This is a genomic window from Thiosulfatihalobacter marinus (genome assembly GCF_016019955.1).
GTDB lineage: Bacteria > Pseudomonadota > Alphaproteobacteria > Rhodobacterales > Rhodobacteraceae > Shimia > Shimia marinus_A.
On record NZ_JAECRZ010000010.1, the window covers coordinates 84,126 to 105,666 of the forward strand.

The window sequence follows — 21,541 nt, forward strand, 5'->3', positions numbered from 1 at the left end:
GCTTAACGAAACGTGAAAAACCTGTAGGCTTTGCGCGAGTATTCAAAAGGAAGGACGCGCATGCCCCGGTTTATCATTTCGACAGGCGCTCATCTGATTGCCAATGCCATTGGCCTGCTACTGGCCACAATTTTGCTGGACGGATTTTCCATCGGGCCGCTGGCCCTGATTATCGTGACGGTAATTTTTACCGTGATTCTGATGATCCTGACCCCGATCATCCGCAAGATCTCGGAAAAGAACATGCCGTCGCTGCTGGGCGGGCTGTCCCTTGTGACAATCTTCTTTGGCCTGCTGATTACACAGCCCTTTGTACAGGGCTTTAGCATCGGTGGCACGGCCAACCTTTTGGCGGCGACCCTGCTGGTCTGGCTTGGGGCACTGATTGCCGGTATCCTGCTGCCCAAGTACGTATTTACCTCATTGAATCAGTCAAAATCGTAAACAATCTTTTTCCACGCCCAGAACTTTCCACATTTGAGCGCCAATTTGGCCCCGATCAACAGTCAGTTTCCAATGTGTCAACAAACTCAGAAGGGACTGACAGATGGCACATGCAGATATTGGCGGCGCAATCATTGATACGCCTGTACTGGACATCCTCAAGCGCGAACGCTCCAAGGCGCTGAGCGTGCGGGAATGGAAATTCCGCCTTGCCGGCTATGGCTATGCGATCAAGGACGTAGCGGGCGCCCAGATCGTAACCAAGCTGCCGCAGGGCACCGAGCTGGGCGTTCTGCCAAGCCACATTCACTGAGGGATCAAGGCGATTGCAAAGCGCCTTGAAAGCGATTTCAGAATCGCGTCCTGCACCCGGATTATCGGATCAGCGCCCGGGGATTTCGCCCCGGCGCCCGCAATCCCCCCAAGTGTCGATCACCTCGATCGCCTCTTGCGCGGTTTCGACGAACCGGAACAGTTCCAGATCCTTGGCAGATATTGTGCCGGCCTCGGCCAGCGCCTCCCAGTTGATGATCTTCTCCCAGAATTCGCGGCCGAACAGAAGAAATGGAACACATTCCATGCGTCCGGTCTGGATCAGCGTCAGGGATTCAAACATCTCGTCCATCGTGCCAAACCCGCCGGGGAACACACAGATCGCGCGGGCACGCATCAGGAAATGCATCTTGCGGATAGCGAAATAGTGAAAGTTGAAGCACAACTCCGGCGTCACATACTCGTTTGGCGCTTGCTCGTGAGGCAAGACGATATTCAGCCCGATTGATTTGCCGCCCGCATCCACGGCACCACGATTGGCGGCCTCCATCACGCCCGGCCCCCCGCCGGAAACAATCACGTTTTCACGCCCGTTGCTGCGCTCTGTCATCAGGCGTGCAAAATTGCGGGCCTCTTCGTAATATCGCGACAGACCAGCCAGGGTTTCGGTTCGCGCCGTTGTCTTCTTGGCAGGTTCGGGAATCCGCGCACCGCCAAACAGAACGATCGTGCTTTCGATACCGTGCTCATCCAGGATCAACTGTGGTTTGAGCAATTCCAGCTGCAATCGAACCGGTCGAAGCTCCTCCCGGCACAGGAAATCATCATCCGCAAAGGCCAGGCGATATGCCGACGAGCGCGTTTGCGGCGTATCCGGCACCTGGCTGGCCGCGTCGCGATCACTATGGGCGTCAGACAGGGGATGCAGGCGGTCGTCTTTCATGAGGCATGTCCTTTGATGCGCGTTTTCACACAGACGTACTGTGTTTGGGCGGCAGGTGCCAGTCACGCGATTGCGAGGGTGACGCGGGGGCGCGATGTCGCTATGAAAGCCCGAATCCTCTTTGATCGGAGCAAAAAGACATGTCGAACGCCCAATTGGAAAATGCCATCGAAGCCGCGTGGGAGGCCCGCGATACGATTACGCCTTCGACCGGCGGCGAAACCCGCGAAGCCATCGAAGACACGCTGAACGCGCTGGATTCGGGCGCGCTCCGCGTGGCGGAGAAAATGGAAAACGGCGATTGGCATGTGAACCAATGGGCCAAGAAGGCCGTGCTGCTTGGCTTTCGCCTGAAGGACATGGAACAGCAGGACGGCGGCCCGCAGGGCGGCCATTGGTGGGACAAGGTGGACAGCAAGTTCAAGGGCTGGGGCGATAGCGAATGGACCGGGGCCGGTTTCCGCGCCGTACCCAATTGCATCGTGCGCAAGTCGGCCTATATCGCGCCCGGCGTGGTGCTGATGCCGTCCTTCGTGAATCTGGGCGCCTATGTGGATGAAGGCACGATGGTGGATACCTGGGCCACGGTGGGCAGCTGTGCACAGATCGGCAAGAATGTGCATTTGTCGGGTGGTGTGGGCATCGGCGGTGTGCTGGAGCCAATGCAGGCCGGGCCGACGATCATCGAGGACAACTGCTTTATCGGGGCCCGTTCGGAAGTGGTCGAGGGTTGTATTGTCCGCGAAGGGTCGGTCTTGGGAATGGGCGTGTTCATCGGCCAGTCCACCAAGATTGTTGATCGTGAGACAGGTGAGGTGATGTATGGCGAAGTCCCGTCCGGGTCGGTTGTGGTTGCAGGCTCTATGCCCTCCAAAAACGGGGTAAACCTTTACTGTGCGGTCATCGTCAAACGCGTTGACGCACGGACCCGCTCCAAGACATCGATCAACGAGCTTTTGCGCGATTGATTCAGCACATCGCTTTCGTGCAGAAGGCGCGGTCGGTTGGCCGCGCCTTTTCCTTTCACTGGTCAGGCACCAGCCTGAACCGCACTGACTTTCTTCTTTTCCGTCAGACCTTTGACAGCATCAAACATGCCAGCCTGTCACGCCGCCCGAAACAACGCCTCTGCCTCGTATTTGCGTAAGGATACCCGGGCGGCAGGGCCATAACCATAGCCCATCATCGCATCAAGACTGGGCATCAGGCGCAGGATTTCTTCTCGCGTTTCTGGGTCGAAACTGTCAATGGTTTCCCGGCCCGGATGATAGCTTTCGCTGTCCATACCATTGCCCCGCACGATTTCATGTCGATCAAACAGCAGGTGAACATATGTCACCGGTTCGCGCGTTTCGCGCACAGTGATCGTGGTGCCGTTCACAAGATCCTTGGCCTTTACCAACACTTCGGATTCACCGAACAAAAGGGCCGCCTTGGGCGAATGGAACAGGACACGGTGGTTGGGCGAGAACTCGACAGCGCCGTGATTGCCCAGCGCCCCGGCCTCAAACCGGATAGGCGCGTCTGCGCCGCGTGCGATGCGCGTCGTCTTGCCGATCCAGCGCAAAGGCTGAAATCCGTTATCCCGCGTCAGGATCATATGACCAGGGGTCAAATCCTCCACCCTGACCATACCGGTCTGCGTTACGATTTCGGTTCCGGCGACAAAACAAGGCGCCGTCGCTTCGGTTGTCTCCAACGTGACAAAGCCGACATCGGTGTTCCCTTCGTCATCTTCGACGGTGTAGGTGAAGACATTGCTGCCCACATCGGCATCGGTTTGCGCCGTGATCGTGCCATCGGCATTCAGCGTGATCACTTCGCCGGTAGGCAACGCAACGCTGTCCCCGGCGGAAACAAGCTGACCGTTGATATGGGTGATCGTCAATGTGCCGCCGGAATTGGCATCGTCATTGGCAAGGATGTCGAACGTGTCGGAATCCTCCGCCCCAACGGCGATCTCGTCATCGCCGGCAACAAGAGCACTTTGTACTGAATCCCCGGCGATCAGCAGGTTGGAATCATAATACCGGTCGCCCCCATCCGCGATGGCAATCTTGATCGTGTTGACTTCGCCGGGGGTGACGGGCGCCTTGAGCGTCAGCGTGACGGTGAAGCCATCCATCTCGGTATTGGCGATCTCGGCATTGGCGGGATTGTCGATATAGAGGTTGGAATTCGATGAATCGTTGATGTTGTTGATGGTGATATCGCCATCGCCCACAGTCAGTTCGGCCTGTTCGCCATTGACCCAGATGCCCACGGCATCGTTAAAGCCCGATCCCACATATTCCAGATACTCCTCGGACGAAAACACCACCTGCATCGTCAGCGTGCTGCCATCCGGCACAAACTGCGCTTCGAACACGGCGGCGTCATAGGTGCGCACCCCGGCGATCTCGTCCAGATCGTCATCCCCGGCAGTTCGCATGTTGCCCGACGTGCTGGAACTGTCATTCGCGTCACCGGAACTGTTGGTGATCGAACTGGCGCGCCCGGTCGACAGGATAACGCCGGTATCGGACGGCGTGACACCAGGCGCAACGCTGTCACCACTGGAGAACACTCCCGAGGCAGCGTTGGCACCCGTGTATGTGGCCGACGTAATCTCGATGCCCGAACCAAACATCGCGTTTGCCATGTCCATGGCACTGGCAGATGTGTCAATTGGCAGCTCTGATGCCGTTGGCATATCGATCCCCTTTTCCTTACTAGTCACTCAAAAACACTTATGATCAGGCACCCACTCAATCTTGGGATTCCCGGCCAGAATTTTAGGAGAAAATGCCAATTGCATTCCCCTTTGGGATAGCCGTGACTATCTTGATTCACGAAACCCGGCATCAGGCGCCCGCCCTTCGTGCGTCATCCAAGAGGTAAGCCGAACATATTTGAATTCAGTTTCCGCCAAGGCTCATTCTGCATCGCAATCGAAACAAATTCGCGGGATCAGGAACCGCCCAGGTTGACGGCCCAATACCAAGCGGGATAAGGCCAGCGGCATGGACAAGCCCCCCAAGAAATCCCGCCAGCAAGTTTTCACGCTGCTTGTGCAGGTCGGCCGCAAGGACGGCGATGGTCTGCCTGACGGCGCGACCGGTGGCGCCCTGATGATCTATGCCAGCGGTGTGGACGAGGCCGAGGCCGTGCGCGAAACCGTGGCTATCCTCAAGCAGGCTGAACTGAACCCACTGGATGTCACCGGATACGGAACCATCCAGGAGCGCGAAGCCCAGGGGCACGACATCGACACAGAAGAGCGCGCGCTCATGCAAAGAGCCTTGGATGAAAACTCGGTGGTTGTTGCCCAGTTGACGCCGTTCTTTCATGGCGAGGAAAGCGACACCACAGAACCCCGGCAATAGACCTGGTGTCAGGCTGCCGCTCGGGTCGCGGCCAGAGTAAGCGCCTCGAATTCGCCAAGCACAGGGAAGGCGGTACGCGAGTGTTCCGGTAACATCGCGCGCGGGATGTCGCACAGCAGGCTTTGACGCAGTTCCTCGGGCCGCCGACGCACCCGGCCGATATTCAGCGTTTCCACGAATGTCCCGGCGCACAATACCGCCTCGTGATCGGGCAGCAGTACCTGGCAATAGGTGATCAGCGTATCGCCTGCTTTCGATTGCGCCGCACTACCATGCAGCAGATGGCCGGTAGGCACAAGAACGTGCTCGGCGCCAAACATATACTCGACACGTGATCCACCGATCACAAGGTGTTGCGACGGCGCTGTGGTGATGCTTCGGGTCAACCCGAAATACGGGGTACGCAACCGAATAGGCGCGAACAAACCGGCAGCCGGCACTGTGCGGCGCAAATTGGCCAGAACAGGCACCAGCGATCCATCAAGGGTTTGCACGACATCGCCCCGGCGCAGGTTGCCGACAGGGCGGTACCCGGCGGATGTCATGACCGGCGTCGAGACTGTCAAACTGGGCATTGGCCCAACAGGTTCGATCCGGTTGGACGCAGCAATAAAGGTCACGTCAGGCGCCAGAATCCGTGTCTCCTCCCTGGTGGTCAGGTCGCGGATATCGGCAGGGCTCAGGGGCATCGGATCCGGCATCGAACGGGTTGCAATCCGGCGGCGGCCCGGCTGTTCAACAGTCAAGCGCCCTCGCCGGGCGCGCAAGTCCCAGCAGTAAGTGATACGCAAAGTGTCCGTGCGCCCACCGGAATCAAGGTTCACCGCTGCATGAAAGATTTCGCCACCACGGGTCATCACCAGAACAAGCCCGCCGCCTGGCAACGCCTGAAGCGTCAGGCCCGTAGCGCCGCGTCGCTCAGAGTCAAACCCGATCAACAACTGTGGGCGGTCGTAGGGGGAAACCTGGGTCTCCAGAACAAGGCTTCCGGAAGGCATCGGATATTGCAGGTTTTCATCCTCAACGGTCCGGCCTTGACCAGAACGCGCCAGACCGTCCGCGCAAAACAAGCTGCGCCTCCAGTCGGTCAGGGCGATCCAGCTCATCTTGAGTGACCTTTCTCCCGCATGTCGCCCCTCTTATGCCGCCATGGTCAGGGCCGTCAGGGCCGACGCCTCGAACTGCCGAAGGCCGCGCCGCGCCATTGGCCCATAGCCATGCCCCGTGGCCGGATCCAGTTCTGGAAACAGTGACAGGATTTCGGCAAGGATCTCGGGTTCGAAGACTTCCGAAATCTGCGGCCCGGGCAAAAAGCTTTCTGTCGTCAATTTTTCGGAGAACACAATCTGATGCGTATCGAACAGGATATGGAAATAGGTAACATGCCCTCCTGGCTGACGCGTGACTGAAAGATCATTCACAAGATCACGCGCCGCGATCAGAACTTCATCTTCCCCAAACAGCAATTGCGCCCAGGCATTGTTGATCAGAACCCGATGCAGCGGTGACAGCAACAGCTCGCGGTGATCGCCAAACGTGCCGGGCGCAATCCGAATGGGCGCCAGGCCCCCTTGCGCCTCGACACGGCGGTTCCCGATCCACCGCACCGGCTGTGGGCCATTGTCCAGTGTTTCGACAAGATCCCCAGGCTGCAAATGTTCGACAGGCACTTCACCCTGCGGCGTTCTGATCAAAGTGCCTTGAACAAAGCAGGGCGCCTGTGTCAGCGTCACAAAGCCTACATCCGTGTTCCCGGAACCGTCGGCCACCGTGTAGGTGAAATTCACGGTCTCTTCGTCACCGTCGGATTCGATCGTTACCGAGCCATCCGCATTCAGCGTGATGACCTGACCGTTGGTCAGCGTGATGGGCACCCCAACCCCCGCCGCCTGCCCGTTGATTTGGGTAATGGTCAGGGTACCGGTCCCGATATCGTTGCTCAACAGATCGACCGTGCGCGCGCTGTCCAACCCCATCGTCACCGTATCGGTATTGGCGATCAAGGCAGTCTGCACAGACCCGCCGGCAATCAACAAGGCCGAGTCATAACTGCTGTCGGACACGTCGGCGATGGCAATGCGGATAGTGTTGGCGACACCCGAATTCACCGGGATCGTCAGCGTCATGGTAAGCGTGAAACCGTCCATTTCGGTGTTATAGATGCCGCCGGTATTGTTCACGAACAGGCTTTCGTTTTCTCCACCATTGATATTGCCGGGATCCACATCCCCGTCACCGATCTCCATCGGCACATTCGTGCCGTTGATCGTGACCGCTACAAAATCCTGGAAAACCGAACTGACATATTCCGGGTATTCCTCGGAAGCAAAGACGAACTGCATCGTCATCGTGTCGCCGGTTGGAACAAATTCGACCGTCAGATAGGACGCGTCATAGGTGTTTGCTCCGGCCAGCGCGTTGAACTCGGGGTTGTTGTCTTCACCATTTGTGTTGGTGGACTGGCCAGAACTCTGGTTGTAGCTTCCGTTGCGATTGGTGAAATTCTGCGCGCGCCCCGTCGAGAGAATGACACCGGAATCGCTGGGCGTGGCATCGGGCGAGATGGTGTCGCCGTTGCTGTAGATACCCGAAGATCGGTTGTCGCCCGTATAGGTCGCATCAGTGACAGTCACGCCATCGCCAAAGATTTCGTTCGCCATGTCCATGGCATCAGCATTGGTGTTCACCGGCAATCTTGGCATACTGCTATACCCCTAGGGCGGGGCAGATCGCATCGCAGCACCGGTTTTCCGGTCTGCACGCACACCGATCACGCGACGCATCTCGCGCCGTCGTTCCGGATTTTGGCCATTTCCCCTGGCTCAACTGCTATGTGACCTGCCTCGGTCTTATTGTTTGACCACACTAAACACGAAAAAAGGGCGCCTGTTAAGACACTTGTGGGCGTACCCCTATGATCCGGCCCCATTTGTGACTTTCAGACATCTTTGGCCTGTGCGAGAAACACATCAACCCTCTTTCAGATCGCTGGAATACAGACATGCCCGCAACAGATCCCGCCCAATTGACCGCCAACCTGATCCGCTGCCCTTCGGTCACACCCACCGAAGGCGGTGCACTGGTGCTTCTGGAAAACCTTCTGTCGCAGGCCGGGTTTGAGTGCGCGCGCGTGGATCGCGGCGGGATTTCGAACCTGTTTGCCCGCTGGGGCACCAGGGCACATCCCAAAAGCTTTGGGTTCAATGGCCATACGGATGTTGTCCCGGTTGGCGACGAGGCCGCCTGGACGGTTGATCCCTTCGGCGCTGAAATCCGCGATGGGATCATGTATGGGCGCGGCGCTACCGACATGAAATCCGGGGTTGCCGCCTTTGTCGCCGCGGCCGTGGATTTTGTGCACGAGACCCCGCCAGACGGTGCCGTCGTGCTGACCATCACCGGGGATGAGGAAGGCGACGCTGTGAATGGCACGCTCGCATTGCTGGATCACATGAGCGAACAGGGCGAGCAAATGTCGGTCTGCCTGGTCGGCGAGCCGACGTGCCCGGAAGAGATGGGCGACATGATGAAGATCGGTCGGCGCGGTTCCCTGACCGCCTGGTTCACCTTCACCGGGGTACAGGGCCATTCGGCCTATCCTCACCGCGCAAACAACCCGCTTCCGGCCATGGCCCGGCTGATGGACCAGTTGTCCAGCCATGTGCTGGACAACGGTACGGATCATTTTGATGCGTCCACGCTCGCCGTTGTGACCATGGATACCGGCAACCCCGCCACCAACGTGATCCCGGCCGAATGCCGTGCCACCGTCAATATCCGTTTCAATGATGCCCATTCCGGTGAAACGCTGACCAGCTGGTTGCAATCCATGGCCGACACGGTCGCCACGCAAACAGGTGTTGGCATCGCCATGAAGGTTTCGGTGTCCGGCGAAAGCTTCATCACGCCACCGGGCCCCTTGTCCGATCTTGTTTCGGCGGCGGTCGCCGCGGAAACCAACCGCACTCCGGTGCTCAGCACGTCAGGCGGCACGTCAGATGCACGTTTCATACAGCACCACTGCCCCGTGGTCGAATTCGGTCTTGTCGGAAAAACCATGCACAAGGTCGACGAGAACGTCCCGGTCGCCCAGATACACCAGCTCAAGGCCATTTATGCGCGGATTCTGCGTGACTATTTCGCCTGATCCCCACTATCGCCACCGCCTGGTGGTGATGGTCAAGGAACCACGCCCCGGTCGCGTCAAAACCCGCCTGGGCCACGAGATTGGCATGATCGACGCCGCCACATGGTTCCGGCATCAATCGTGCGACCTGCTGCGCCGCCTGCGCGATCCCCGCTGGGAGTTGCTGCTTGCGGTGACACCGGACAAGGACGGGCTTGAGTCACGCGTCTGGCCCGTTGACCTCCCGCGAGTTGCGCAAGGTCATGGAAATCTAGGCACCCGAATGGCGCGTCAGTTTCGCACCCTTCCGCGCGGTCCGATCTGCATCATCGGCGCCGATATCCCCGGTATCCGGCGTCATCATATCGCACGGGCCTTTGACCGGCTGGGCAATTTCGATGCTGTCTTCGGGCCTGCAACGGATGGCGGCTATTGGCTGATTGGATTGAAACGCACCAAACCGGCGCCGCCTTCCCTGTTCCGGAACGTGCGCTGGTCCACGCAGCACGCGCTGGCCGACACAATCGCCACATTACCCTCTCACCGGATTGCCATGGTCGCCACGCTGGACGATGTGGATACCGCCGCCGATCTTGCGCGACACGCGCCTTCTTTTGGCTGAAAATATCCTGGGGGAGGCGCGAGCTTGCTCGCGACGGGGGCAAAGCCCCCAAACCCCGTGACCCCGCGCGCGGCGCGTGCTAGGGGGGGGCCATGCGCATACCCACAAAAGAGGAAATCCTGGAATGGATTTCCGACAACCCGACCCTCACCTCGAAACGCGACATTGCCAAGGCTTTTGGCATCAAGGGCGCGGCACGCATCGATCTCAAGCGCCTGCTCAAGGAGCTTGAGGCCGACGGACATCTCCGGAAGCGGAACAAGTCTTATCGCGACCCGGACAAGCTCCCTCCGGTTTGCGTGTTGCAGATCACAGGCCCGGACACGGATGGCGATCTGTTTGCCCGCCCGCTTGAATGGCACGGGGACGGACCCGCCCCACGCGTTCTCGTGATCCCGCGCCCAAGCGACCCCGCGCTTGGCGAAGGCGACCGTATCCTTGGCCGGCTCGCCGAAACCACCGGGGAGACACATCAATACGAGGCGCGCCTGATCCGCCGGATCGGAACCAATCCACGCCGCGTTCTGGGCGTTTACCGTCTAACCGCCGAGGGCGGGCGCATTCTTCCCATCGACAAGGGCGACGGCAAGGAATGGCAGGTGCTTTCCGAACATACGGGCGGCGCGAAAGATGGCGAACTTGTCGAGGCAGAGCAAAGTGGACCACGCGGGCGACTGGGCCTGCCGCGCGCCAAGGTGGTCCAGCGGCTGGGCGATCCAAGCGCCCCAAGGGCGGTTTCGCTGATTGCAATCCACCAGCACGGCATCCCCGATACATTCCCGGACGACGTGATCGCCCAGGCCGACCAGGCCAGGCCCGCCCCCCTCGGCAAACGCGACGATTTGCGCGACCTGCCCTTCGTCACCATCGATCCGGCAGACGCGCGCGACCACGACGATGCCTGCTGGGCCCATGCCGACGATGATCCGAAAAACGACGGCGGGCATGTGATCTGGGTCGCGATTGCGGACGTGGCGCAATATGTGCGGCCCGGCACGCCGCTGGATCGCGAAGCGCGCAAGCGGGGCAATTCCAGTTACTTTCCCGACCGGGTTGTGCCTATGCTTCCAGACCGTCTGTCAGGCGATCTGTGCTCTTTGCACGAAGGTGTCCCGCGCCCCACGCTGGCAGTGCGCATTCAGATCGACGCCAAGGGCAAGAAGATCGCGCACCGCTTTACCCGTGCGATGATCCGGTCCGTTGCGTCCCTGAACTATGCCGAGGTTCAGACCGCCCGCGACGGCCAACCGAACCAGGCATGTGCACCCTTGATGCAAAACGTGATCACCCCGCTTTATGCGGCCTATGAGGCCCTGACCAAGGCGCGTGCCGAACGTCAGCCGCTTGACCTGGACTTGCCGGAACGCCGCATTGAACTGAGCGACGCGGGTCAGGTCACTTCCGTGAACTTCCGGGATCGCCTGGATGCGCATCGGTTGATCGAGGAATTCATGATCCTGGCCAATGTCTGCGCCGCCGAAACCCTGATCGCGGCCAGGTCACCGCTGCTGTTTCGCGTTCATGAAGAGCCCAGCCAGGAAAAGCTGGACGCGCTGCGCGAAACCGCCTCTGCCGCCGGGTACTCTCTGGCCAAGGGACAGGTGCTGCAAACCCGCCACCTGAACGCGCTGCTCAACGCAGCGGCCGGTTCGGACGACGCGGAACTGATCAACCTTTCCACGTTGCGCTCGATGACCCAGGCCTATTACAGCCCGGCGAATTTCGGCCATTTCGGACTTGCGCTGCAATCCTATGCGCATTTCACCTCTCCGATCCGCCGCTATGCCGATCTTGTGGTGCATCGCGCCCTGATCTCGGCCCATGGATGGGGCGATGACGGACTTTCGCCCGAAGGCATCGAGATGCTGGAAAATACGGCTACGCATATTTCCGACACCGAACGCCGGTCGATGCTGGCCGAACGCGATACAACCGATCGGTACCTTGCCGCCTACCTGTCCGAACGGATCGGTAACGAATTCACCGGTCGGATCAGCGGCATCGCACGGTTTGGAGTGTTCGTGAAGCTCGACGAAACGGGGGCCGACGGGCTTGTCCCTATGCGCGAACTTGGGCGGGAATACTTTCATTATGATCGCGAAAACAACACCCTGACCGGTAGCGACACCGGTATGGTGATAGGTCTTGGCCAACCTGTGACCGTACGTCTTGCGGAGGCCGCGCCGGTGACGGGTGGGATCGCACTACAACTGCTGTCGCTGGATGGCGCGCCCCTGAAGCGCGCCCCGGGTGGCCGTGGCAAAGGCGGCCCGGTCCGGCGCAAGGCGACCAAGGCCAAGCGCAAGTCCGACAAGATCAAACGCAAGGTTTCGCGGCGCCGTTAAGGCTCTTGGAAAGACTATCTGCTGCACAAGGTTGGAACGCACCGCGAATCGTGACCCTGTGGCAAGCGAACGGCCAGCACATTTGCGGCCTTGTATGGGGCGATTGCATCAGGCGTTTACTGGGTTGTCCCGAGGGTCGTGGTTCCTTGCGCCGGGCAAGCCCCGCGAGTGGTCCCGTCCTTATCTGGTGTCGTTGTGCGCCATTCTGGTGGATCATCTTCGTGTTTCGGCCCTGTTGCACGTCCGGCCAGGGGAACTGCGTGCGCCCATCTCCCCCGAGCCACTTTTCCAGCCCCGGTATTCGCGCTACGATCGCGCAAACATACAAAAGGCACATCATGCGGCTTTTCGGTTCGGCGGTGGCCGGGGTCATTTTGACCATTTTGTGGACTGGGCAACCCGCAATGGCGAATGCACCTGATTCCTCTCCGCGCCCGGCACTACGGCCCCCGGAATCCACACCCCGGGAACCCGGAAACATGGCGTTCCACGCCTGGGTGGCAGAGTACCGGACACGCGCGATTGCAGCCGGCATTCGGCCCGATGTCATTGACCGGGCAATGGCCGGACTACGCTACAATACCGATGTGATTCAAAAGGATCGTACCCAGTCGGAATTCACCAAGACGATTTGGGACTATCTTGATACCGCAGTCTCTGACCTGCGCATTCGAAACGGTCAGGTGGCGCTGAACCGTCATCGTGCCCCGCTGGATCAGATTGAGGCCAAATACGGCGTCGACAAGCAAATCATTGTCGCAATCTGGGGTCTGGAAAGTGCCTATGGTACGTTTCGGGGCACAATCCCCGTCATCGAAGCCATGGCAACACTCGCCCATGACGGACGGCGCGCCGCGTTCTTCGAAAGCCAACTGACAGCGGCGCTTGGCATTCTTCAAAATGGCGATGTCGAATTGGATCAGATGAAAGGCAGCTGGGCTGGCGCGATGGGCCATACCCAGTTCATGCCCACGTCATTCCTTGCACATGCTGTTGATTTTACCGGCGACGGCAAACGCGATATCTGGTCGGACGATGCCCGCGATGCGCTGGCGTCAACTGCGGCCTATCTTGCCGCCAATGGCTGGGCTCCAGGGCAGCCCTGGGGAGTTGAAATACGGATTCCCGACAGATTCGATTATGCGCAGGCACGACGTGAAATCACGAAAATGCCGTCCGAATGGGCGCGTATCGGCGTTCTGGATATGGCGGGCAACCCTGTGCCCAATCATGGCCCCGCATCGGTGCTGCTTCCTGCGGGGGCAAAAGGCGCGGCTTTCCTGATCTTTGCCAATTTCGAGGTTCTGGAAAGCTACAACACCGCCGACGCCTATGTGATTGGCGTAGGTCACCTTGCGGATCGCATCGCCGGTGGACCACCCATTCAGGGAAATTGGCCAAGGGACGATCGCGCCCTTACCTTTGGAGAGCGGATCGAACTGCAAGAACGTCTGACCGGCAAAGGATTTGACACAAGGAAGATTGATGGAAAAATCGGCCCTCTGACGATCGAGGCCGTGCGCCAATACCAGGCATCTGTCGGGCTTGTCGCCGATGGCTATGCTTCGCTTAGCCTGCTTGAAAGACTACGATCATAGGAAGTTTTCCAGGGTCAGACAGTTCTGGCCACGGACCCTGGCCTTTGACGCGGCAAGGAAGCAGCCCCGGTTTCCTTTCAGGGCCGTGTCGATTTCGACTGGTACTTTGCCAGGAAACAGCATGCAGACACCGGCATCGGCCGCTGATACCGCGCGCATTTCCATGACCCCGACTACTAGGGTCAGGACCCATTAATCCTGCGCCACTGGTTTAACAGATTTGCTGTCTGACTACGTACAATGCCGCAGGAATAGTGGTTCTATTTCAAGGCATTGAAAGGACGTCAGGCGGCAAATCCGTCAAATCCGCAGGACGCCAAATCCACTTCATCTCAGCGGCTTGGCACGCTTGGAAATAGAGCCACTATGTCCGGCGCGCGCCAAACCCCCGATATTTCGTGGATTTGGCGCCAGTGGTGCAGGATTAATGGGTCCTGACCCTAGCTTGGCGACATACCGCGCAGCCTTTCGGAGCGGCGGCGCAACAATTCGACAGTTGTCAGCAAACCAATCGAGATCGCCACGAGAATTGTTGCCACGGCAAGGATCGTCGGGCTGATTTGCTCCCTCAGGCCAGTGAACATCTGCCATGGCAGTGTTTTCTGGCTGGCCGAACCGACGAACAGAACCACGACGACTTCGTCAAATGAGGTGATAAAGGCAAACAGCCCGCCAGAGATCACACCCGGCAGGATCAGGGGCATCTGCACCCGGAAGAATGTCGTCACCGGATTTGCCCCCATATTGGCCGCAGCGCGGGTCAGGGACCGGTCGAATCCCACCAATGTGGCCGTGACGGTGATGATCACGAACGGAATGCCCAGCACGGCATGAGCCAGCACAACCTTGATATAGCCAACGAAGGTCTTGTTGAATCCCAATGTGCCTTCCAGCCAGTTGCCGATCTGGCTGTAGAAAAAGAACATGCCCGTGGCCGAGATAATCAAAGGTACGATCATCGGGGAAATCATGATCGCCATGATGGCGCGCCGCCCTGGCACATGGCTCTGGCTCAGGCCAATCGCCGCCAGCGTGCCAAGGCTTACCGAGATGACCGTGGCAATCGGCGCGATGATCAGCGAGTTCTTGAAACTGCGCTGCCATTCATTGTTGGTAAAGAAGTCACGATAATGCTTCAGCGAATACCCTTCGGGATCAAAGCGCAGCATTTCCGGCGTGAAGGTAAAAAAGTCCTGCGCGTTGAACGATAGCGGCATCACCACAAGAATTGGCGTGATCAGGAACACAAAGATCGAACCACAGATCACCCGGAACGCATAATGCCAAAGCACCTGACCCGGAGTCAGATAGGGCAACAGACGCGCGCGATACCGCCCTTCGTAGATCCAGTATATGAACCAGTGAAAGAACCAGCCGAATACGGCGCCCAGAATAACCCCGGGGATGCCCCCAAAAACGATTCCCAACGCCGCGACAAAGGCGATGGAGACCCACCTGGAAACCGGCTCGTTCTTGAGCACGCCTATGAAAAACATCGCCATGACCGTTACCAGCGCCCCACCAAGGACGATACCAAGCCAGCCCGAGCCGTTGGCGGTGCCCACGAACAGGCCCAGAAGGCCGCCCGCGGCGGCGACTGTTGGCAAAACCAGCGAGAGGGGTTTGCGGGAGATGGGTGTGAGTGCAGCCATTTTTCCTTACCCCAGTTTCACGTTGTCGATGCCCACGATCTTGTCATAGGCCCAATAAAGGATCAGCACGACCGCCAGCAGAATGCTGCCCAGCGCGGCGGCAAGGCCCCAGTTGAGCGAGCTGGAGATGTGATAGGCGATCCGGTTCGAGATGAAGACACCCTTGGTCCCACCCACGATTTCCGGGGTGATGTAGTATCCGATGGACAGAATGAACACCAGGATCGACCCGGCGCCGATGCCGGGCACCGACAGCGGGAAGTACACCCGCCAGAACGCTGTCCAATTGGTTGCCCCCATGGACTTTGCCGCGCGCAGGTAACTCGGGTTGATGGTTTGCATGACTGAATACATTGGCAGGATCATGAACGGCAGCAAAATATGGGTCATGGCGACGATGGTGCCGAACTGGTTGTTGATCATGACCAGGCGCGCGTCATCGGCGACAAGCCCGATCCAGACAAGAACATCATTGATCACGCCCTGTTGCTGCAACATCACTTTCCAGGCCGATGTGCGTACCAATAGGGAAGTCCAGAAGGGCAACAGCACCAGAATCATCAGAATATTCGCCGTTCGCGCCTGCAAATTCGCCAGAAGCCACGCCACCGGGTAACCCAAAAGGATACATGACCCGGTAATGATCAAAGACATGATCAGCGTGCGTTGAAACAGCCGGATCAGGATACGTTTGTCTTCCGGCTGCGCCAGGGCACCTTCCGGGGTGCGTTGCATGTCCACGGCATTCAGAAAGTATCCGTTGGTGATCTTGACAGAGTGGGTTTTGATCACGGCCCAAGTCTCTACATCACCAAATTTCTTGTCTATATCGATCACTTTGTCCTTGAACGGCGCATCGGTTGCCGGGTCGAGGTTCTTGATCTTTCGGCCCGATTTCCGAAAAAGTGACGACATACCCGTTTTTTCATAGTTCAGCCGGGTACCAAGGCGGGTATGTTCCTTGTTGGCAATGGCGACGACCATGTCGGCGACGAAAGCCGCGTAAACCGCCTCGTCCGGCAGTTCATTGGATTCCGCATCCCAGTTTTTCAGCTCTGCAACGGTCAACGGAAGTGTCTCCGCGACCATGCCGTTTTCCACCGACCGGAACAGCATCGACCCGATAGGAATGATGAAAGACACCAGCACAAATATGAGAAGTGGGGCGATCAGGGCGAGCGCCCGCATTTTCTGCAAGCGCAGCGCGCGGGCCAGGCTTTTCTTCAGCGGTGTGCCATCCGCGGCAAGCATCGGCCCGCCCGTAGTGGATGCATCGGTCATGTCGTCCCCGTTGGTCTTTGCACTTTGGGTCCATGGCCCAAAACTTTTGGGGAGAGGGCCGTTCCCCGGCCCTCTCCAATTGTATCAAAGCGACTTATTTCGCCAACCACGCCTGGAACTTGGCGTTGATGTCGTCGCGGTAGTCAGCCCAGAACTCGTAGTTGTACAGGAACGTGTTCTTGGCGTTGTTCGGATCGGTCGGCATATGCGGCGCCATGTCGATACCCAGATCCGCATGTTTGCCAACCAGCGGCGCCGAAGAGGCGCGGGCCGGGCCGTACGAGATGTACTTGGCCTGATCAGCAAGACGCTGTGTGTCTGTTGCAAAGTAAATATAGTCCAGCGCACGCTGCTTGCGCTCTTCGCTCAGACCGGCCGGAATGATCCATCCGTCAAGGTCAAACACCTGTGCGTCCCAAAGCATTGCGACGGGCTGTTTCTGTTCTTCGATCACCGAGAACAGACGGCCATTGTAGGTCGACCCCATGATGACTTCGCCATCCGCCAGAAGCTGCGGCGTATCGGCACCAGCAGACCACCAGATCACGTCATCCTTGATCGTATCCAGCTTGGCCAAGGCCTGGTCCTGCCCTTCGGGTGTGGCCAGAACGTCATAAACGTCTTCCTTGGCAACGCCATCGCACAGAAGTGCCCATTCCATGTTGTTGATCGGACGCTTTTCCAGCGACCGCTTGCCGGGATAGGCCGTGGTGTCGAACACATCGCAGATGTCATCCGGCGGTGTGTCGCCCACCAGGTCGGTGCGATAGCCAAATGTGGTCGAGTACACGATTTGCGGGATGAAGCATTCGCTCACCAGCATATCGCCAAAATCTTCCGAAGCCGAAGTGCCGTCAGGCGCCGGGGCCAGTTGGGTATCGGCGTCGATTTCCATGGCCAGGCCTTCGTCGCACAGGCGAATTGCGTCCGAGGCAACCACGTCTACCACGTCCCAGGTGATGTTGCCCGCCTCGTTCATGGCGCGCAACTTGGCCACCGCTTCGTTGGAACTGTCATCATTGATGATGGTGACGCCGGTCTTTTCGGAGTAGGGCTCGTGATAGGCCTTGAGCTGCGATTTGGAATAGGCGCCGCCCCATGACACGATGGTCATTTCCTGCGCCATGGCCGCGGGGGCCATCAGCGCGCCAGCCACGGCAAGAGCTGTGAGTTTGATTTTCATATTCGGTTCTCCTTGTTGAACTTTGCTTGTTGTTAGGCCGGGGCAAACCCCCGGCGCGTCACGCAGACGGTGTTCAGGCGTCAAGCGCGCGGCAATCCTCGGGCAGCCAGCCGATTTCAATCTGCTGCCCGGGCTTCAGACGGTCCACATCCGGCGCGTTTCGGGTTTTGATGATAAACTCGTCATTGCCCGCAACGCTAAGTCGCGTGCGGAAGATGTCGCCCATATAGATGAACTCCTTAACTTCCGCCTTTAGCGTGTGAACGCCTTCTTTCAGTCGATCCTTGTTATACTCAACCCGCTCCGGACGGATCGATACACGGGTGCGCGCGCCGGGTTTGACCGACTCGTGCACGGGTTGGCAATCGATCAGTTCGCCATCATCAAGCTGTACCAGGGCCAGCCCGTTGTTGATCTCCTTGACCATTCCTTCCAGCGTATTGTTCTCACCGATGAACTGCGCGACAAAGCTGTTCTTGGGCTCTTCGTAAAGCGTGTCAGGTGGATCAAGCTGCTGGATACGCCCGTCATCAAACACGGCGACACGATCAGACATCGTCAACGCCTCTGTCTGGTCATGCGTCACATAGACGGTGGTGATGCCCAACTCATGCGCCAGATTTGTGATTTCGAACTGCATCTTTTCGCGAAGCTGTTTGTCCAGCGCGCCAAGCGGCTCGTCCATCAGGACAAGCTCGGGTTCGAACACCAACGCACGAGCCAGGGCGATTCGCTGTTGCTGCCCCCCCGACAATTGCGCCGGGCGTCGCCCGCCAAAGGCGCCCATCTCGACCATATCAAGCGCGCGCTTCACCTTCGCTTCGCGGTCGGACCTGCCGATCCTGCGCACTTCCAACGGAAAACTCAGGTTTTCCGCGATGGTCATGTGCGGGAACAGCGCATAGTTCTGAAACACCATTCCAATACCGCGCTTGTGCGGCGGAATGTTGTTGATCGACGTGCCGCCAAGGCGAATATCGCCATGAGTTGCGGTTTCGAAACCGGCCAACATCATCAGGCAGGTCGTCTTGCCCGACCCGGACGGGCCAAGCATTGTCAGAAACTCGCCCCTTGGCATCGTCAGATTAAGATCTTTGACGACGAGCGTCTCGCCATCATAGCTTTTTTGGACGCGTTCGAACTCTACGAACGCGTCGCTTGCAGTCGCATCGGCCAAAACCGGCTCCCTGTTTTGTAACGGCGGCTGATCCCGCGCTTATGCCTGAATGTAAACACACACACCTATGCGAGTGCAACACATTGGCTCAAAAAGGCAGGTTAACTGGCAATTGAGGGCTTCATGGTCAAATTGCGACACTTCAACGCCGATTGCGCCGGAAGTGGGGATGCTTTCGGGCAGAAAATGCAAGGCACGCCCCCGTTTCCGCCGGGGGCGTGCTGAAATAATAGTCAGGCGTAAAGCCCATCCGCCCTGATCTTGTCCAGGGTCAGATCAAGCGCGCGGGTGGCCCGGGCGATCATCACATCGATTTCGTCGGTCGTCATAACCAGCGGCGGCGCAATAATCATTCGGTCACCGACATGGCGCATGACCAGGTTGTTGGCAAAACAGAATTCGCGACAGATCAGCCCCACAGTACCGGCATCCGCGGCAAATGGGGCACGTGCCGCCTTGTTTGGCGTCAACGCGATCGATCCCATCATGCCCACTATCCTTGCCTCCCCGACCAGCGGGTGATCGGCCAAAGCCTCCCATTTTCGCTTGAGATAAGGGGCCGCCACATCGCGCACATGGCCGATGATGTTTTCTTCTTCCAGGATCCGCAGGTTCTCCAGCGCAACCGCCGCCGCAACAGGATGCCCCGAATAAGTGTAGCCATGATTGAACTCGGTGGCGCCAACCACCTCCGCCACTTCATCGCACACGATCGACCCGCCAATCGGCGCATAGCCCGAGCTCAGCCCCTTTGCGATGGTCATGATATGTGGGCGCCACCCCACCGTTTGCGACCCAAACCAGTTCCCCGTGCGCCCAAAGCCACAGATCACCTCATCCGCGATCAGCAGGATTTCATACTTGTCACAGATGCGTTGGATCTCGGGATAATAGCTGTCCGGTGGTACGATCACGCCACCGGCACCCTGCACCGGCTCGGCGATGAAGGCGGCAACGCGCTCTTCTCCCAGTTCCAGAATGGCCTTTTCCAGTTCCTGAGCGCGCGCCAGGCCGAATTCCTCGGGCGACATGTCGCCACCTTCGGCCCACCAGTTCGGCTGTGAAATATGATGCACGTCCGGGATGGGCAACCCGCCCTGCTGATGCATCGGGATCATACCGCCCAGGCTGGCACCGCCCAGCGTTGACCCGTGATAGGCATTCTGACGCGAGATAATGATACTCTTGCCCGGCTTGCCCTTGGCCGACCAATAATGCCGTACCATTCGGATATTGGTGTCGTTCGCCTCAGATCCAGACCCGGCAAAAAAGACGTGGTTCAGATCGCCCGGCGCCAATTCGGCCAGCCTGGCCGACAATGCGATCGCCGGCACATGAGTGGTCATGAAGAACGTGTTGTAATAGGGAAGCTCGCGCATCTGGCGCGCCGCGACTTCGGCCAGCTCGTCGCGGCCATAGCCGATATTCACGCACCAAAGACCGGCCATGGCATCCAGGATGTCGTTGCCGTCACTGTCGGTCAGCGTCACGCCCTTGGCCCGGGTGATGACCCGCGCACCGCGCCCGGCCAGCTCGGCCTGGTTCGAAAACGGGTGCATGTGATGGGCTGCATCCAATGCCTGAAGCTCGGCAGTTGGCATGTGGTTGGTGATCATGTTCATGGTGATCCTCATCTGACCAGACTCAAAGCCGACCCAAATGGGGCCGCGCATTCACCGGCAGAATATGATCAAATTTTCACGTGTCAATCGGTTCGCCCACAAGTCCGGCATTTTCCATGGCCACTCGCACCTGTTCCATGCCCTGCAAAACATCCTCGCGGATCGCGTTGGCCGTTGCGGTCCCATCGCCCGCACGCAATCCGTCCAGGGCCATCTTGTGATTGTCAGGCAGATTCTGCGTACCCATCCGCCCGCAAACCACGCGCATCGATGGCCCGAACCGAAGCCACAGGCCTTCGGCGACTTCGGTCAGGATCGGTGCCTTGGCAATAGAATAAAGCTTTGCGTGAAACGCATGATTGCAGCGAAGATAAGCGCCGACATCGCCCTGGGCGATCGCATCGTCCAGACCGTCATCCAGGGCTTCCAACTCATCAATGTCCGATTGCGTGGCGCGTTCGGCCGCCAGCGAGGCCAGCTTCGGTTCCAGCATTTCACGCAAAAAGATCAGTTCGTCTATCACATCCACCGTCAACATCGGCACCAACACGCGCCGATTGCCCCGAAACTCCAGCGCGCCTTCACTGGTCAGTCGGCGAATCGCCTCGCGAATGGGGGTCATGCCGGCACCTGTACGTTCGATCAGACCCTGAATCGTCACCGCTTCGCCAGGTGTCAATTCGCCAAACAGAACAGCCTCGCGCAGCTGAAGATACACCTGCTGATGAACCGGAACCCGTTTAAGGGTTTCACCGGTGTATGGGGGCTTTTGCGCGGCCGAAAAACTGCCTTCCATTTGTGCGATCACCCTTCTCCATTTTGCTTCCTGGGCATCATATCCGGTGGCCGCTCTTAATACCATATTGCCATATCGCAAAAACTTGATCAAATTAATCCCACACAAGACCGT

18 protein-coding genes are annotated in these 21,541 nt (G+C 58.6%); 8 read left to right on the forward strand and 10 right to left on the reverse strand.

Translation table 11 applies throughout. From position 1 onward, the window contains the following. The first annotated feature begins 60 nt into the window (after nt 1-60). Together I3253_RS14715 and I3253_RS14720 are read left to right on the forward strand one after the other, a co-directional pair. Nucleotides 61-444: a phage holin family protein gene (locus I3253_RS14715; protein ID WP_197918636.1), complete on the forward strand. Its 384-nt coding sequence runs from the start codon at nt 61-63 to the stop codon at nt 442-444. Nucleotides 445-547: 103 nt separating this feature from the next. Further along, nucleotides 548-757, forward strand: a complete 210-nt coding sequence (locus tag I3253_RS14720) for a hypothetical protein (protein ID WP_197918637.1) — start codon at nt 548-550, stop codon at nt 755-757. A gap of 69 nt (nt 758-826) precedes the next feature. Here I3253_RS14720 and I3253_RS14725 read toward each other — a convergent pair whose 3' ends face one another. Beyond that, nucleotides 827-1,660, reverse strand: a complete 834-nt coding sequence (locus I3253_RS14725; protein ID WP_197918638.1) for an LOG family protein — start codon at nt 1,658-1,660, stop codon at nt 827-829. A 140-nt stretch (nt 1,661-1,800) separates the two neighbouring features. Here I3253_RS14725 and dapD point away from each other — a divergent pair, with 140 nt between their 5' ends. Continuing rightward, on the forward strand, nt 1,801-2,628 hold the full coding sequence (gene dapD, locus I3253_RS14730) for a 2,3,4,5-tetrahydropyridine-2,6-dicarboxylate N-succinyltransferase (RefSeq protein WP_197918639.1): 828 nt from the start codon (nt 1,801-1,803) through the stop codon (nt 2,626-2,628). A 137-nt stretch (nt 2,629-2,765) separates the two neighbouring features. Here the strand turns inward: dapD and I3253_RS14735 are convergent, their stop codons facing one another. Then, a complete protein-coding gene (locus I3253_RS14735; RefSeq protein ID WP_197918640.1) occupies nt 2,766-4,352 on the reverse strand; it encodes a choice-of-anchor L domain-containing protein in 1,587 nt (528 codons plus the stop codon). Between the two features lie 310 nt (nt 4,353-4,662). On the opposite strand from I3253_RS14735, the gene I3253_RS14740 reads away from it, so the two are divergent. After that, a complete protein-coding gene (locus I3253_RS14740; protein ID WP_197918641.1) occupies nt 4,663-5,025 on the forward strand; it encodes a hypothetical protein in 363 nt (120 codons plus the stop codon). Nucleotides 5,026-5,033: 8 nt separating this feature from the next. Here I3253_RS14740 and I3253_RS14745 read toward each other — a convergent pair whose 3' ends face one another. Together I3253_RS14745 and I3253_RS14750 are read right to left on the reverse strand one after the other, a co-directional pair. Then, nucleotides 5,034-6,131 carry a Hint domain-containing protein gene (locus I3253_RS14745; protein WP_197918642.1) on the reverse strand — a complete coding sequence of 366 codons (1,098 nt, stop codon included), beginning with the start codon at nt 6,129-6,131 and terminating at the stop codon, nt 5,034-5,036. A gap of 33 nt (nt 6,132-6,164) precedes the next feature. After that, on the reverse strand, nt 6,165-7,727 hold the full coding sequence (locus I3253_RS14750; protein WP_232237078.1) for a Hint domain-containing protein: 1,563 nt from the start codon (nt 7,725-7,727) through the stop codon (nt 6,165-6,167). Between the two features lie 299 nt (nt 7,728-8,026). On the opposite strand from I3253_RS14750, the gene dapE reads away from it, so the two are divergent. The 4 genes from dapE (at nt 8,027) to I3253_RS14770 (ending at nt 13,716) form a co-directional block, all read left to right on the forward strand. Next, a complete protein-coding gene (dapE, locus tag I3253_RS14755) occupies nt 8,027-9,172 on the forward strand; it encodes a succinyl-diaminopimelate desuccinylase (RefSeq protein WP_197918643.1) in 1,146 nt (381 codons plus the stop codon). 28 nt (nt 9,173-9,200) lie between these two features. Then, complete coding sequence (locus I3253_RS14760) at nt 9,201-9,773, forward strand: TIGR04282 family arsenosugar biosynthesis glycosyltransferase (protein ID WP_232237084.1); 573 nt, start codon at nt 9,201-9,203, stop codon at nt 9,771-9,773. A gap of 92 nt (nt 9,774-9,865) precedes the next feature. Further along, entirely contained in the window at nt 9,866-12,118 is a 2,253-nt protein-coding gene (gene rnr / locus I3253_RS14765; protein WP_197918645.1) for a ribonuclease R, read from the forward strand. Between the two features lie 404 nt (nt 12,119-12,522). Continuing rightward, nucleotides 12,523-13,716, forward strand: coding sequence for a lytic murein transglycosylase (locus I3253_RS14770; protein ID WP_408647833.1), 1,194 nt, complete (start codon nt 12,523-12,525; stop codon nt 13,714-13,716). Nucleotides 13,717-14,156: 440 nt separating this feature from the next. On the opposite strand, the gene I3253_RS14775 is transcribed toward I3253_RS14770, so the two are convergent. The 6 genes from I3253_RS14775 to I3253_RS14800 all read right to left on the reverse strand — a co-directional run bounded on the left by I3253_RS14775 (nt 14,157) and on the right by I3253_RS14800 (nt 21,427). Then, nucleotides 14,157-15,368 (reverse strand): ABC transporter permease, encoded by a 1,212-nt coding sequence (locus I3253_RS14775; protein ID WP_197918647.1) that lies wholly within the window; start codon nt 15,366-15,368, stop codon nt 14,157-14,159. 6 nt (nt 15,369-15,374) lie between these two features. Next, on the reverse strand, nt 15,375-16,649 hold the full coding sequence (locus tag I3253_RS14780) for an ABC transporter permease (protein ID WP_197918648.1): 1,275 nt from the start codon (nt 16,647-16,649) through the stop codon (nt 15,375-15,377). 94 nt (nt 16,650-16,743) lie between these two features. Further along, the gene (locus I3253_RS14785; protein WP_197918649.1) at nt 16,744-17,832 is read right to left on the reverse strand and encodes an extracellular solute-binding protein; all 1,089 of its coding nucleotides are present in this window, start codon (nt 17,830-17,832) and stop codon (nt 16,744-16,746) included. 73 nt (nt 17,833-17,905) lie between these two features. After that, nucleotides 17,906-19,009, reverse strand: coding sequence for an ABC transporter ATP-binding protein (locus I3253_RS14790; protein WP_197918650.1), 1,104 nt, complete (start codon nt 19,007-19,009; stop codon nt 17,906-17,908). 233 nt (nt 19,010-19,242) lie between these two features. After that, nucleotides 19,243-20,631, reverse strand: a complete 1,389-nt coding sequence (locus I3253_RS14795) for an aspartate aminotransferase family protein (protein WP_197918651.1) — start codon at nt 20,629-20,631, stop codon at nt 19,243-19,245. Between the two features lie 76 nt (nt 20,632-20,707). Beyond that, nucleotides 20,708-21,427, reverse strand: coding sequence for a GntR family transcriptional regulator (locus I3253_RS14800; RefSeq protein ID WP_197918683.1), 720 nt, complete (start codon nt 21,425-21,427; stop codon nt 20,708-20,710). Nucleotides 21,428-21,541 lie beyond the last annotated feature (114 nt).